This window comes from Bacteroides nordii, from assembly GCF_019930665.1.
Lineage (GTDB): Bacteria > Bacteroidota > Bacteroidia > Bacteroidales > Bacteroidaceae > Bacteroides > Bacteroides nordii.
Map to the genome: position 1 here is coordinate 2508243 of NZ_CP082886.1, position 15174 is coordinate 2523416.

General features: G+C 48.4%; 13 protein-coding genes. 3 read left to right on the forward strand and 10 right to left on the reverse strand.

Translation table 11 applies throughout. The features are described from left to right. Positions 1–251: 251 nt before the first annotated feature. From mobA to mobC, 3 genes are read left to right on the forward strand one after another with little or no spacing between them, the layout of a single operon-like run. Positions 252–680 carry a conjugal transfer protein MobA gene (mobA, locus tag K8P02_RS10015; protein ID WP_007749067.1) on the forward strand — a complete coding sequence of 143 codons (429 nt, stop codon included), beginning with the start codon at positions 252–254 and terminating at the stop codon, positions 678–680. Continuing rightward, complete coding sequence (mobB, locus tag K8P02_RS10020; RefSeq protein WP_004310285.1) at positions 659–1909, forward strand: conjugal transfer protein MobB; 1251 nt, start codon at positions 659–661, stop codon at positions 1907–1909. The genes mobA and mobB overlap by 22 nt, the downstream gene beginning before the upstream one ends. A gap of 32 nt (positions 1910–1941) precedes the next feature. Then, positions 1942–3951 carry a conjugal transfer protein MobC gene (mobC, locus tag K8P02_RS10025; RefSeq protein WP_005643908.1) on the forward strand — a complete coding sequence of 670 codons (2010 nt, stop codon included), beginning with the start codon at positions 1942–1944 and terminating at the stop codon, positions 3949–3951. A gap of 94 nt (positions 3952–4045) precedes the next feature. On the opposite strand, the gene K8P02_RS10030 is transcribed toward mobC, so the two are convergent. The 10 genes from K8P02_RS10030 to K8P02_RS10075 form a co-directional block, all read right to left on the reverse strand. After that, the gene (locus K8P02_RS10030) at positions 4046–4459 is read right to left on the reverse strand and encodes a hypothetical protein (protein WP_005643906.1); all 414 of its coding nucleotides are present in this window, start codon (positions 4457–4459) and stop codon (positions 4046–4048) included. A 5-nt stretch (positions 4460–4464) separates the two neighbouring features. Then, a complete protein-coding gene (locus K8P02_RS10035) occupies positions 4465–5919 on the reverse strand; it encodes an ATP-binding protein (RefSeq protein WP_004309736.1) in 1455 nt (484 codons plus the stop codon). Between the two features lie 128 nt (positions 5920–6047). Next, positions 6048–6659 (reverse strand): RteC domain-containing protein, encoded by a 612-nt coding sequence (locus tag K8P02_RS10040; protein ID WP_004309735.1) that lies wholly within the window; start codon positions 6657–6659, stop codon positions 6048–6050. 245 nt (positions 6660–6904) lie between these two features. Then, complete coding sequence (locus K8P02_RS10045) at positions 6905–7318, reverse strand: hypothetical protein (RefSeq protein WP_004315319.1); 414 nt, start codon at positions 7316–7318, stop codon at positions 6905–6907. A gap of 292 nt (positions 7319–7610) precedes the next feature. Continuing rightward, positions 7611–8918 carry a sigma-54-dependent transcriptional regulator gene (locus K8P02_RS10050; RefSeq protein ID WP_004309733.1) on the reverse strand — a complete coding sequence of 436 codons (1308 nt, stop codon included), beginning with the start codon at positions 8916–8918 and terminating at the stop codon, positions 7611–7613. Further along, a complete protein-coding gene (locus tag K8P02_RS10055; RefSeq protein WP_077154590.1) occupies positions 8899–11244 on the reverse strand; it encodes a hybrid sensor histidine kinase/response regulator in 2346 nt (781 codons plus the stop codon). Before K8P02_RS10055 ends, K8P02_RS10050 begins: the two co-directional genes overlap by 20 nt. Before the next feature lie 179 nt (positions 11245–11423). Further along, on the reverse strand, positions 11424–12017 hold the full coding sequence (locus tag K8P02_RS10060; protein ID WP_007749095.1) for a hypothetical protein: 594 nt from the start codon (positions 12015–12017) through the stop codon (positions 11424–11426). 4 nt (positions 12018–12021) lie between these two features. Next, positions 12022–12726, reverse strand: a complete 705-nt coding sequence (locus K8P02_RS10065; RefSeq protein WP_007749099.1) for a DUF2589 domain-containing protein — start codon at positions 12724–12726, stop codon at positions 12022–12024. A gap of 21 nt (positions 12727–12747) precedes the next feature. Continuing rightward, the gene (locus tag K8P02_RS10070) at positions 12748–13245 is read right to left on the reverse strand and encodes a DUF2589 domain-containing protein (RefSeq protein WP_005776225.1); all 498 of its coding nucleotides are present in this window, start codon (positions 13243–13245) and stop codon (positions 12748–12750) included. A gap of 226 nt (positions 13246–13471) precedes the next feature. Then, positions 13472–15151: a fimbrillin family protein gene (locus K8P02_RS10075; protein ID WP_223382279.1), complete on the reverse strand. Its 1680-nt coding sequence runs from the start codon at positions 15149–15151 to the stop codon at positions 13472–13474. Between the last annotated feature and the right edge of the window lie 23 nt (positions 15152–15174).

Below are 15174 nucleotides of genomic sequence, written 5' to 3' on the forward strand. Positions count from 1 at the left end.
GGGTACGCCGCAGGTAGCGCAGCCCGGAGTTTGAAAGGAATCATCCCCAATCCGTCCCCGACGGATTTTTATGTTCACCTGAACATAGCAAGGTATGTTTTCAGCCGCTCAAAACATTTTGAGCAGCCACGAAAACGCCTTGCCCTTGCAGGGGGCGGGCTTACCCTCCGAAGTCGGGAAGCCTCTCAAACCTGCGGTGCTGTGCCTCAAAGCGGCGGCTTATGCCGTCAAACCGCTAAATCCAAAGTAATATGAGTGAAAAAAGAAGAAACAAAGGCGGGAGAAATCCCAAACTCGACCCGGCGGTGTTCCGCTACACCGTCCGTTTCAGTGAGGAGGAACACAACCGTTTCCTCTCCATGTTCGAGAAGTCAGGCGTAAACGCCAAGTCGGTTTTCCTGAAGGCGCACTTCTTCGGGCAGCCGTTCAAGGTGCTGAAAGTGGACAAGACGCTGGTGGATTACTACACCAAACTGTCCGATTTTCATGCGCAGTTCCGCGCGATAGGCACGAACTACAACCAAGTAGTGAAGGAACTGAGGCTGCATTTTTCCGAGAAAAAGGCGATGGCGTTGCTTTACAAGTTGGAGCAACAGACCGTCGAACTCGTAAAACTGAGCCGTAAGATTGTGGAACTTTCAAGGGAGATGCAGGAAAAATGGTCGCAAAAATCAGTGTAGGAAACTCGTTGTATGGCGCACTTGCCTACAACGGGGAGAAGATCAACGAGGCGAAAGGGCGGCTTCTGACAACCAACCGCATCTACAATGACGGTACGGGAACGATGGACATCCACCGGGCTATGGAGGACTTTCTCGCTCTGATGCCCGTGCGGTCGAAGGTGGAGAAACCGGTGGTGCATATCTCGCTCAATCCGCATCCCGACGATATTTTGACGGACACGGAGCTTCAGAACATCGCACGGGAGTATCTGGAGAAGATGGGCTTCGGCAACCAGCCGTATCTCGTTTTCAAGCATGAGGACATCGACCGCCACCATCTGCATATCGTGACGGTCAGGGTGGACGAGAACGGCAGGAGCATAGACACCCGGAACAATTTTTACCGGAGCAAGCAGATAACACGCGAACTGGAACGGAAGTACGGGCTGCATGACGCGGAACGCAAGAATCGCCGTCTTGACACGCCGCTGCGCAAGGTGGACGCCTCTGCGGGCGACGTGAAGAAGCAGGTGGGGAATATCGTTAAGGCTTTGAACGGGCAATACCGTTTCCAAACGATGGGAGAATACCGTGCCCTCCTTTCCTTATATAATATGACAGTGGAGGAAGCACATGGCAATGTGCGCAGACGTGAGTATCACGGGCTGGTCTATTCCGTCACGGACGACAAGGGCAACAAGGTCGGCAATCCTTTCAAGTCCTCGCTGTTCGGGAAGTCCGTCGGCTATGAAGCCGTACAGAAGAAGTTTGCCCGTTCCAAGCAGGAGTTTAAGGAGAGGAAACTTGCCGACATGACGAAACGCACCGTCCTTTCCGTGCTGGAAGGCACGTATGACAAGGAGAAGTTTGTAGCCACCCTCAAAGGAAAGGGCATCGACACCGTACTACGCTACACGGAGGAAGGGCGCATCTACGGAGCCACGTTCATCGACCACCGTACGGGCTGCGTGCTGAACGGCTCACGCATGGGCAAGGAACTTTCCGCCAACGCCTTGCAGGAACACTTCACGCAGCCTTACGCTGGACAGCCGTCGATTCCGCTTTCCGTTATGGTGGAGGGACAAGAGGACAAACAAGGATATTCCGGAGGGGAATACGAGAACCATTCGGGTGGTATGAACCTGTTTGCCCCCGAAGGTCCGGCAGTGGACGCCGAGGAGGAAGCCTTCATCCGGGCGATGCAGCGCAAGAAGAAAAAGAAGAAGCGCAAGGGCTTGGGAATGTAATCGAAAATATCAACAATCAAAAAAATCAATGTATGTCACAACAAGAAGACGATTTGAGGGCGTTGGCGAAAATCATGGATTTTCTGCGTGCCGTGAGTATTATTTTAGTGGTCATGAACGTGTACTGGTTCTGTTATGAAGCCATACGGCTCTGGGGAGTGGAGATCGGCGTGGTGGACAGAATCCTGATGAACTTCAACCGCACGGCGGGGCTGTTCCGTTCCATCCTGTACACAAAACTGTTTGCCGTCCTACTGCTTGCCTTGTCCTGTTTGGGGACAAAGGGCGTAAAGGGTGAGAAAATCACTTGGGGAAGAATCTGGACAGCCCTTGCCGTTGGCTTCGTGCTGTTCTTCCTCAACTGGTGGATACTGGCTTTGCCGCTCCCGATAGAGGCGGTGACGGGACTGTATATTCTGACCGTCGGCGCAGGTTATGTCTGCCTGCTGATGGGCGGTCTGTGGATGAGCCGTCTGTTGAAGCACAACCTTATGGACGATGTGTTCAATAACGAAAACGAGAGTTTCATGCAGGAAACAAGGCTTATCGAAAGCGAGTATTCGGTCAATCTTCCGACACGGTTTTACTACAAAAAGCGTTGGAACAATGGCTGGATCAATGTCGTGAATCCTTTTAGGGCTTCCATCGTGTTGGGTACGCCGGGCAGCGGTAAATCCTATGCAGTGGTAAATAATTTCATCAAGCAGCAGATAGAAAAGGGCTTCTCGATGTATGTGTACGACTTCAAATTCAGCGACTTGTCCACGATAGCATACAACCATCTGCTGAACCACCCGGAGGGCTACAAGGTGAAACCGAAGTTTTATGTGATAAACTTCGATGACCCGCGACGTTCGCACCGTTGCAATCCCATTCACCCGGACTTCATGGAGGATATTACGGACGCTTATGAGAGTGCGTACACCATTATGCTCAACTTAAATAAAAGTTGGGTGCAAAAGCAGGGCGACTTTTTCGTAGAATCGCCCATCATCCTTTTCGCGGCTATTATCTGGTATCTCAAAATTTTCCAGAACGGCAAGTATTGTACATTCCCCCATGCGATTGAGTTCCTGAACCGCCGCTATGAGGATATTTTCCCGATACTGACCTCTTACCCGGAATTGGAAAACTATCTTTCTCCGTTCATGGACGCATGGCTCGGAGGGGCTGCGGAGCAGTTGATGGGGCAGATAGCAAGCGCGAAAATCCCTTTGTCAAGGATGATTTCCCCGCAGCTCTATTGGGTGATGTCGGACAGCGAGTTCACGCTGGACATCAACAATCCCGAAGAACCGAAAATACTCTGTGTGGGCAACAATCCCGACCGTCAGAATATCTACGGGGCCGCTCTCGGTCTGTATAACTCCCGTATCGTGAAACTCATCAACAAGAAAGGGATGCTGAAGTCGTCGGTCATCATCGACGAGCTGCCCACGATTTATTTCAAGGGGTTGGACAACCTTATCGCCACCGCGCGAAGCAACAAGGTTGCCGTGTGTCTGGGCTTTCAGGATTTCAGCCAGTTGGTGCGCGACTACGGTGATAAAGAAGCGAAGGTCGTGATGAACACCGTCGGCAATATCTTTTCCGGTCAGGTGGTGGGTGAAACCGCCAAGACGCTTTCTGAACGCTTCGGTAAGGTGTTGCAGAAACGGCAGTCCATTTCCATCAACCGGCAGGATGTTTCCACCTCCATCAACACGCAGATGGATTCACTCATCCCGCCAAGCAAGATTTCCGGCTTGACGCAGGGTATGTTTGTCGGTTCGGTGTCCGACAACTTCAACGAGCGTATCGAGCAGAAGATTTTTCATTGTGAGATTGTCGTGGATGCCGAGAAGGTGAGGCGCGAGGAGAAAGCCTACAAGAAAATCCCCGTCATTACCGACTTTACGGACGGGGACGGCAACGACCGCATGAAGGAAACGGTTCAGGCGAATTACAGGCGCATCAAGGAGGAAGTGAAGCAGATTGTTCAAGAGGAACTGGAACGTATCGCAAATGATGAAAACTTGAAACACCTGTTGCAGCAGAAATAACAGATTCCTTTATATATGAAAAAGGGGATGTGTCAAAACACCCCAAATATGAAAATTACCCCTGTCACAGATATCTGTAGCAAGGGTAATTTTGTTAAAAAGAGAGTTTTGACGCCCTCTTTTTATTCTCAGATTTGAGATGCTTGTTGATGGTGGTAATGGCAAGCGTCAGCAAATAATTTTTCAGCTCTGTATCGTCTTTAAGCAGTATGCTGTATTCTTCGGCAAACATTCTCAACAGTCTGGTTCTGAGTTTCGACATTTCTTCACCGAAAGGTATCTGTCGGTTTTCTTGCCAATACTCAATCACTACGGAAGATACCAGCCACTTGAACTCGGATTTCATCTCTTTGCCGAGTTTCTTGAAGCGGATTTGTTCGCTAATTGGCGGCTCGTTGTATGGCATCATGTCTGCCGGGTCATAAACGGATATACTGCCGATACCATAATCCATGATTATCGGTAAATCAGTTTTTACATCATTCTTATGTTTCTTCTTTTTAGCCATACCCGTTATTGTTGCAGGAAACCTTTACCTTTATCAGTAAGATAGTATTTCTGTTGCGGACTCTTGGAGCCTACGGGATAAAGTGAAAGGACCAAACCGGAATTTATTGCCGGATGGATATAGTTCTTTAAGAAATTCCTTTTATCTTTCATTCCCGTTTTCTCCATGATTTCTTTAGCAGAGAGAGTGTTGTTCCCAATAGCAGACAACAGTTTTCCTAACTGTGGGGTTACTGTGGGGTTACTATAGGGTTGCTGTGGGGTTGCTGTGGGGTCTTGTCCTACTGTAGTTCTTGTATAATGAAACACAATCCATACAGCATTGCCGTCGGTATGAAACTCCGGATCCGGAATACCGACACGGCGACATTCGTTTACCATAAGGGCTATGCCACGTCCCCAACTCTCCAATACTGCACTTTTGTACAGCACATTGGCTACTATCAGATTTTGTGGTTCGGAATTGTGGCCACCCAACAGTTTCTCAATGGTAATATCAGGCGGAAATGTTCCGCTGTTTTCAATCTCCACGCGGTCATCATAGATAGCAATCCCGACTGAACTGCCGGGGCGATGGTAAACACGATGTGCAAAAGCATTTATGCAACATTCTCTCAATGCCTTATATGGCACATTCAGTTCCTCTTCTCTGTACAAACCTTCAATTTTACCGGAAAGGGACAAATGCTTGAAGAAAAATGCCATTGCAGCATCCAGCAAGTTGAATATATTGCCTGTCACACGCTGATTATCTAAAAATTCATCTTTTGTCGTTCCTTTGAACCGGGCTAAACGGAGCAGACATTGGGGATAATGGTAGAAGTTCCGTCCGAATAGGACAACGGAAGCATTGTTCAGCTTTCCATCATTCAACAAGTCAAATTTTTCAAGGATGGTTCGGACATCCTCCTGCATAGAACCTTCCGGCAAACGTCCGCCTCTGATTCCTCCACGTACTGCGCCCAAGATTGCCGTTTCGTCAAGGTCGGATATTTTCAAGCTGGGATTTTGCATGGAATCCCAAGCATAGGTTCCGCCTCGCTGCATAACCAACAGGTTGTATATACCCTGCGGCATGGCAGATGTAACGCTCTCTATCCGTTGATAAGCCCTCCCCTTATAGGTGAACGGGCGCATATATCGTTGTTCTTCCGCTGATAAAGCTATAACACTTTTGTTCGTTCCCGGAATGTCTGTATAGGATATATCAATGGTCGCAAACGGCTCGATTCGTCTGATGGTTTCCGCAATATCGCGCTTCGTCTTGTCGCTCACTTCCTGACCGATAATCTTTCCCTTGTCGGTTACACCGAACAGCACCGTGCCGCCCGTACCGTTCAAGAAGGCACAAAGAGTTTCAATTCCACGCTCCAACTGCCCGGTAGTTTCTTTGAACTCAACTGTCCCGCCTTCGGCTCCGGCAATCAGTCCATTCAATATTTCGAGGTTATCTATTTTCATCCGTCATTGATTAATACTTGCAAAGTTAATGATTTTAATCGGCTTTCCGGCAGATAATAGAGTGATTGTAAATGAAGAAGGATAAGAAACCGTATAATCCGGCCGCTTATCCTTTGTTTGGCATTCGTTTATCTCCTCATCCGCTCCAATTCATCGTCATGTCGCATCTTCGCGTTCAGTTTGTCCTGCATCTTTTCAAGGAAGTAGGTGCGACTGTCGCTTTTCCTGCGTTTGATGTCCGTATAGAAGCGGTAGCAGTCTTTGGACTCCACACCGAAAAAGGAATAGAGGACAGGGGCAAGCTCTTTCAGCGAAGCCTTGCCGCCATTGATGCAGCCGGTGGCGTAGAGGGCATAGATTAGTTCTACCAACTCGACGGCATTACCGGTCCATTGCAGGGCTGGGACTGTGGCTTTGGTTTCGGATGTGGATGTTAGTGGTGGCACGGAGGTAATTGCAGAAGCGGATACCATCTTCTGCATCTTTCGGATGAAGGATAACGCCTTGCGGATATACACAGTGACGACATTCTCCTCCGATGCCGACAAGTTCTGCGGATGGTGCTGTAATTCGATTTCGGCAAAAGCCAACGCCACAATAATATGCTTGGCATCATTGCCACCGTAGCACAGGTTTATTACTTCCTGCACGAATCCGCCGTATGCCGTTTCCGTGCTACCGTTGTCTTTTCCGTTTATCAGGGCGAAAAACTGTGTTTCCGCCAATATGAGATGGTTCATTATCTTTTCTGTTTTGAGGGTTTACACTTGTTTATCAGTGTGCGCACACTGATATATGGGCAAATCATAGCCCTAAACACGAGAAAAGATTGTGAGAAAATTGTACTACATTGTTTTTCAGAAAGATAAAATTCAAAAATAATTTTATCCTTGATTGCATCCCTTGTGAAATGTGTTCAGATTCTGAACATGTGTTCACTTTCTGAACACGGAAATTCCGCCAAGATGTTCATAATCTGAACATTTTATGCCCGTGGCTCTTTATGATAGGTAAGCCGGATTACTCCGTCCCTATAAGTTTTGTTCTCCATAAGCCGCCAGTCATTCATAGGTAGTGCTGACTTGAAAAAATGCGCTCCGTTTCCGTCGATGGTTGGAACAACGTATAGTATGATTTCATCTATCACGTTCATCCGTAACAGTCCGTTGGCATATTCGGTATTCCCGGCAGTTACTTCCAACAAATGGCAAATGCTTCCACCTTCCTCTCTCCATTCTTGAAGCACGGATACCGAATAGTCGGATGTCAGCTTATACAGGGCATTGGCACGTATTTCATCCATACCGTAATCTTCGGTTTGAAGCAACCGCTTCCGGGGATGCAGTTTCATCGGACAGCCATCTATTGAGATAACGGCAAGTAATTGTATTTTCGCCATAACGTATTTCCTTTCCTTTTTGGCGAGGCAAAAAAGTAGCGTGCAATTCACACTACTTTCAAGCGATGGCTCTGGTAAAGCCTTTACGGAGAGTACGTGAATGCACGCTATGCGTAGGCATAGCATAAGCATCACGCAATCGTCTCCGTAGTTTCAATTTACCAGATTTTCGCTCGAAACGCCTTGCGGTCTTATGTCTATATCATCGGCGAAAAGTTACCCAATCGCCTGCTATTTTCTGAAATACAATTGCAAAGTTAATCAATTATTGCCATTTACAGCCATACTCCGGTCAGTTTTCTTCATTCAATCCATATTCTACCAATTTATTATACAGCGTTGTCCTGCCGATACCCAGTATCTTTGCAGCCATTTTCTTGTTACCGGCTGCTTGTTTCAAAGCACGCAGGATACGTCCTCTTTCTTCATCCCCGCTCTTCAATGTAAAACAAGCGGAAGTAGCGGACGGTTCATTGTCAAGTTCCAAATCGGCTTCGGTTATCATATCGCCTTCTGATTGCAGGACTGCCGTCTGTATCTTCTGTTTCAACTCGCGCACGTTGCCCGGCCACGCATGGGCGAGCAGGGCATTACGGGCAGATGCGGCAAAACCTTTTACTTCACGTTCCAACTCACGGTTTGCCATTTCACGGAAGAACTCGGCCAATGGCATGATGTCTTCCGGGCAGTCGCGCAAGGGCGGCATGGTTATCACATACTCCTGCAAGCGATAGAGCAAATCCTGCCGGAACCGCTTTTCCGTTACGGCTTTCTGCAAATCCTCGTTGGTTGCAGCCACTATCCTCACGTTGGCTGTTTTGTCCTCCTTTGCTCCGACGGGACGGTAACGGCGTTCCTGTATGGCGCGGAGCAGCATCTGTTGCATCTCCATTGTTAGGTTGCCCACTTCGTCAAGGAACAGCGTGCCGCCATCCGCTTCCAGAAAATACCCCGTCTTGTTTGCTTCGGCACCCGTAAACGCGCCCTTGACGTGTCCGAAGAAGGCGGATTGTATCAATGACGGGGACAAGGCTCCGCAGTCCACTGCCACAAAAGGTTTATCGGCAAGTTTGCTTTGTTGGTGTATATGTTGTGCGATATGTTCCTTGCCCGTACCGTTCTCGCCCAGTATCAGCACGCTCATCCGGGTGGTGGCTACAAGGCGCACACGTTTCTTGATTTTCTGATAGGCTTCGCCCTGCCGGACGAATATCGGAATGTTCCATTGTAGTCGCTTTTCATGTTCTTTTTGCAGGGTGCGGATAAGCGGTATCAGTTTATCCTCCAACAACTGTTTCTGTATGTAATCCTTTGAGCCGAGCTTCATACTTTCCACTGCCGTATGCACCTCCCCGTAATTGGTCATAACGATAAACACCTGTTGTTTGTCGTTGGCACGCATCCACCGTAACAACTCTATGCTTTCACCGTCGGGGAGGCGTAGGTCGGCAACGACAATATCATCCACCTCTGACTTTACCAATAGTTTCTTGGCAGTGGCAAGATTATATGCCGACATAGTATCGAAGCTGTCTTTCTTCAGCAGGTTGCAGACATAATCGTTATAGACGGGGTTGTCCTCAATCACAAATACTTTCATCCGACAACCTCCTTTCCTTTTGCGCAAGTTCTATGATAACTGTTCCCATACGAAGCATGGCATCCACGCATTTCCGCAATTCCATTTCGGAACATTCAGATTCTTGATGCAGCAGTTCATACAGGTTCCACAAGGGTTTGTCAGCACGGATAACAGCCCATGAACTTCGCTGACGGTGTATCCATTCGTCCAACGCCTTGCGGTCATTCCTCTCCATGATTTCCCGGACAGCCTGCATATCCTTTTCTGTTTCGGTTATCAAACGGTCAAGCATCGCCCGTTTGTCACCATATGCAAGCAGAGAGGACAAGTCGGGAAGTTCATCCTTGTCCGTACTTATCAAAAGGCATTTGTCTGATACAGCAACCAGTTCGGAAATGGAAAATGGCTTGAACAGGCAGGCGGTAAATCCATTTTCCAACAGCTCCTCTTCGCTGCAACTGCCGGAGGCGGTCGCCACGACAATGGGAATCTCTTTCGAGTTGCTGACACTTGACGAGCGTAACAACTCCAACACCTCATAGCCGTTAATCTCCGGCATCTTCATATCGGTTATCATGAGGTCGTATGTGTGCTGCCGCATGGCTTCCATTGCATCGCCAATAGTGGTGAACGTGTCGCAATGCACACCTATACCAGCATACATTTCCTTTGTCATGGATAATACCATCGGATTGTCGTCCAATACGATGACAGAATAAGGTCTTTCTATATGAGCCAGACTTTCTGCGGCTGTCTGTTCTTCAATACCAATATCGGCAGTGTTCATTGGCAACTCCACAGTAAAACGACTGCCTTCTCCTTTTTCGCTTTCCAAGCGTATAGTGCCGCCAAGCATCCCGACTATCTGTTTCACAATGCTTAACCCCAATCCGAAACCGTCTTGCGTGGCGGCGTTGGAAAGCCGCTCGAACGCTCCGAACACTCGCTGTTGTTCTTCCGCACTCATGCCGGTTCCGGTGTCCTCTACTACAAGGGTCAGCCTATTGCCGTCATAGCTTATGACAAGTGAAACGCTTCCGGCATTCGTGAACTTGACGGCATTGCCCAGCAGGTTGTCGCATATCTGTATGATGCGCTCCTTGTCGCCATTCAGGATAATACCCTCCGGGCACTCGATGGTAAGTTTAAGATCTTTTGCTTCTGCTTGTTGCGTAAACTCCGTTTGCAACAGCTCCGCGATGTTTTCCAAACGAAACGGACGGACATTCGCCTGTTCCTTGCCGCTGTCCAAGCGGAAGAAGTCAAGCAGGGAGTTGAGCATGTCGGTCATTCTCTTGGAGGCTTGCAGGATATTGTCCGCATAACCGCTTATCTTTTCTTCTTCGTTGTCCTGCATCAGTTCCGCATATCCATGTATGGCAGTCAGTGGTGTGCGTAGCTCGTGGGTGATGGTGTGCATCGCTTTCTTGCGTGAGGCTATCAACGATTCGTTTTGTTTTACGGACTTTTGCAGTTGCCCGATTAAATCTGTTGTCTTACGTTTGTACTGCTTGATGCGGGTGGCATAGCGGTGAATGATGATGTATGAAATAATGAGCAACAGCAGCATGACACCCGTTATGATACCTACCTGCAAGAACGACTTTTCACGCATAGCGGATATTTCCGCCTCACGTTCCTGCAAGTCAGCCTGCACCTTGTGGTCCATCTGCTGGATAAGGGTTTGCAGTTGGCGGTTCAGTTCCGCATTGCGGCTGGCAAGGCTGTCGGCATATTCCGACAGACGATGGCTTTGGGCACGTTGTTGCGCTATCATATCACGGTTCAGTGTGTAGAGCATCGTGGTGGTCGTCGTCGGAGGTGCTTCCTGTTTCTTGCCGAACAACCCGAGAAAACCTTTCCTCCTCTGTTTCTTCGGCTCTTCCTGCCTGCTCGTTTGCACTATCACCGGCACCTGCTTGGCTATCCGGCGGTTGATGTCCGCCTGTTGTTCCAGAGCCTCCATGATGGCGCACAGCCGCTTTTCCTTGTCCTCCAGCAAGTGGCGCACGCTGTCTATGCGCACCGATTCGTAATGGCTCTTGAAGCGGCAAAGCATACTATCCACCGTCATCCGTTGCCGCCGGTATGCCGCCACATCCTTATCGTCCCATTCCAGCACCGACTCGCCCAAAAGAGACAACTCCACCACACCCACATACGCATCGTGTGTTTCCTTGCGGAAGCGGTTGATTTCACGGTTCTCCCGTTCCAGCAACTCCAAGTCGCGCCATTCTCCGAGCCACGTGCAGATGATGCCGCCCACCAGCAGGACTATCAACAGATAGCCTGCGGCAAGCAGCTTGCGGAAATGCTTGGTAGTGGTAACGAATTGTTCGCTCATTTGCTGTTTGTGTAAATACCGTTATTTAAAATACGCATATAGGTCGTGGAACTTCGCAGGTTCATGGATGAGAATGGCGGCCATGCTGCCTATGACCGCCACCAGAATTATATATCCGAATAGAATTCTACTCCTCAATGAAACAACCATTCTTCCCTTATTTACAATTGTTATAATTATTAAGGCATCTGACCACCGGCGATAGGTGGAATTTCTGTTAGTATGGGATTTCTCGGGATTGAGTTAAAAATTCTTTGGCCACGTATGGCTTGACTTGGAGGAGCGTTTTCATTTACATCAAGCCGATAACATCTATCGTTAAATGTTATAATTCCCCAAATACCAATGGTTCCTGGGATTCTCGCCAATCCTTCAGTAGGTTTAAAAAGAACAACATTATCTATTATTCGATTTTTAACCGCCCGATTCCATGATGTTTTAATACTATTGTTAGGCGTTGGAATATGAGCAACATACCTAATGCCATTGTGCCTAAAACTGGCCATATAACACCCCGAAAAACCTGAACTTAAAGTATCTATGCCATTTGAAGCAACGACTGCTATTCCATCCGCAATATATATGACACAGGCATAGTCTAATCTAAGAAAACGATAGTTACGGGTATATCCTTTTATTTGAAATGTCAAATTACTTTGCGTGACAATCGGAGGGGTCAAACCTACATTATAAATATTTTGATAATGAAACCGTGCAATATTTGTCATTACTGCTCGACTGTTTGGCAATCTTAATGCTTGAATCAAATTCATATATTTACTTACTGTTACTTTCGTTTGTTATAGGCTCGATACATGATGCCATTATATCCATCAGTTTAGACAGACCTTCGGTCTGCGGCTGCTGACTGGCTGTCACATGTATCTGGTATTTTGCCGTTTGGTTGGTCATGCGGGTGTTCTCGCGGGCGGTCGTGACTTTGCCGCTGATTTCCGCATTTATAAACCAATGTTTTGCAGAAGCTTTTGCCTCTACTTCTGCGTTGGTAGTGCTTTTTACGTTTGATGTATCGGTAACCTCCATCTGGAAATCGACATCCACGCGATCTATGAGCAGGGAAGGAATAGGCACCAATCCTATAAACGGAGCCTTGACACTTTGTGACATTGTTGTCATTTTTCCATCCTGCTGTATCGGTCTTTCGACATCGAATTCCAATATACGCGCTTTATTGCCGCTTTTACCATCAAATGCAATTTGCTGGTAGAAATTCCATGCTGTCGCTGCCAATTCCTGTTGTGCTTCGGCTGCTGCAATAAGTGGAGCTGCAATAAGTTCCCGCATGGGAAGCCCCTTGAATTTGTCAGTCACGTTTGAATCTGCTTTAAGAACTGGAGAAGTTTCTCTGTTTTGAGTCTCTTCCAATGCAGCGGAGATAATTTCTTTCGCCTGTCCGCTTACATTTTCATTCAAGTTTTCCGCATTTTCTTGTTGCCCTTGGTTCTTTATTTCTTCTGCCATAACATTTGAATTTTAAAATTGTTAGATATTTTTTACAAAATCGTCAATAATTCGGGAAATGCTCTCCGGAGTCTCCTGAACCTTAAAATTGACGCAAACCTCCATGACATCATCCGCATCCGGTTTTATGTTGCTCATCTGCATCTGGAGATTGGCTCTTTGTGGGCTGGATAACAATAAGTTGTTTTCCGGAATCTGTGATTCCACGCTTCCGACCTTCGCCTTGAACTTTATCTGCACATTATCCATTGCAAGATAATGATGGGATATCAAGGCTATAAGTGGAATATCAATAGTCTTGTCTCCAACCATGATTTTTTTTGATTGGAACGTATTTGCGTTATTTGCATTTGTTCCTTCAAAAAGTCTGGTCAGATTTTGTATCTGATGATTCTGTAATGTATCTTGTGCACAGTTTACGGCGTACTGCAAACCATTCATAATATCAGAGAATGAATTGGTTTGAACACTGTCCGGCTCATCGTCATTATTTTTCTTGCCTCTGTGAAAAAGTCCCATGTTTTTAATTTAAATACTTGATTTGTTGTCTTTAATGAGCACCAATCTTGACAATGTCCGGCTTACAGCTTCCATATTTACACTGGAGACTATATTATTATTGACAATGCCTTGATGCCAAAACCAATATGGTGGATTCTCCGTGTGTTCCATCACGTCCTCCTTTCTTTATTGGGATTATACTTCGGTTCTTTCCGTTGCGAGCGGAACTTTTCCGCCCTACGGTTTACTGCTTCCTCAAGGTAGGCAATGCTCCGTTAAGTTCGTAACGCCACTCTGAACCAGCGTTCTGCAAGGCGGTGTTCATGGCATCAACGGCTTTCTGCCAGGTAACGTAAGTGCCGTCCACCTTCGTAGATTCGGGGGCGGTCTTATAGCCTCGTTCCTGATTGTTCTTCCAATAGCAGGCGGTCACGGTGGTGTAGCTATCTCCAAACAAGCCGCCGATATGCACATTGCCAGTGCTACTACCTGTACTTGTTACGTTGCCCGTGGCATAGCAGGCAAGGACGCGGCTTCCTCCGTTTAATCCCACTACACCGCCGCCATAGAGATTCTTTTGGGAGGCTATTTCTAAGGTCACGTTGCCTGTGGCATAGCAAGCTGTCATGGTGCCCCATTTTTCTCCTGCCACACCGCCGACATAGTGCGTTCCCTTTACTGTGGCAGAGGTGCAGCATCCGATGATGGAACCAGCCTTTTGTGAACCCACCACACCGCCGACACAATCCGTGCCGCTGACGCTGCCCGACACCGAGCAGTTTTCAATGGTGCCCCAGCTATATCCTACCACGCCACCAGTACAGCCAAACATGTGATTGCTTGTTATCTGTATGCCTTCCATCACCACATTCTTCACCGTACCAGCTCTATTGAGATAGCCGAACAGACCCACAAATTGGTCATTTGTCGTAACGGTCAACCCCGTGATGGTATGGCCGCCGCCGTCGAAAGTGCCTTTGTATGAGTTATCGAAGCTTGTGCCTATCGGTGTCCAGCCTTTGCCTGTGAGGTCAATGTTTTTGTCGAGGGTAATGTTAATGTCGGTCTTACCTCCGTTCACTAATTTGGCTACATTCAGCAGGCCGTCGGCGTTATAGACCGTGTAGCTGCCGTTGCTCTCTATGGTATAGCCCAGGTCTTTTGCCGCAGCGAGGGAGACGGTGTAGGTATATTCACCGCCCGCCTGCCAGTCGGTAGCATTCTTCATCTTATAAACGAAGGTCTTGCCGTTAGTGAATGTGCATGTAATGAAGGTCGTGCCAGCTGCCACACTTTGCGGGGCTACGATGGCGGTGTAGGTGTTGCTGCCCTTGCCGTACGGGGTGATTTTATCCGGATTGCCATTCTCGGTGGAGAGACCCGTCAGCCGCACGGATGCCAGCCCCTCGGTGTAGTCCGTCAGAACGATGGTCACTCGCGCCGTGCGGTGGGTGAAGCGAAGCGTGGGGCTACCGTAGGTCACCGTCTGCCCGTCGGCTACGATGAGGTCGCTGCCCTCAAAGTCCTTCTGGGCACTTTGGTTGGCTTTTACCTTCACAGCAGGCGGAGTTGTCTCGCCAGCGGTGTAGGGCCACCACGCTGTGACGGTGATGTCGTTGTGGTTGGTCCAGTAGTACGGGTCGGTGGAGGTCAGCGTGCCGCTGGTGGGGTCGGCAGTGGAGGGCGTCACGTCGTATGCCTTCACCGTGCCGTCCATCAGGACTGCCACGCTCTGCACACCCTCCCAATTGCCGTCCACCGGGGCACGGGTGCCGGCGATAGCTGTCGAAGCGGGGTTCAGCCCCGTGGCGGTGAAGACGATGGATCTGCCTTCCGCCCCTTCAGGCAGGAAGCCTGCTTCGTCCTGTGTGCAGGCGCCCAATAAGAGGGCGAGCGCTGCAAGTGCAAAAAATCTTGTCTTCATTATATCTGTTGTTTTATTACTCT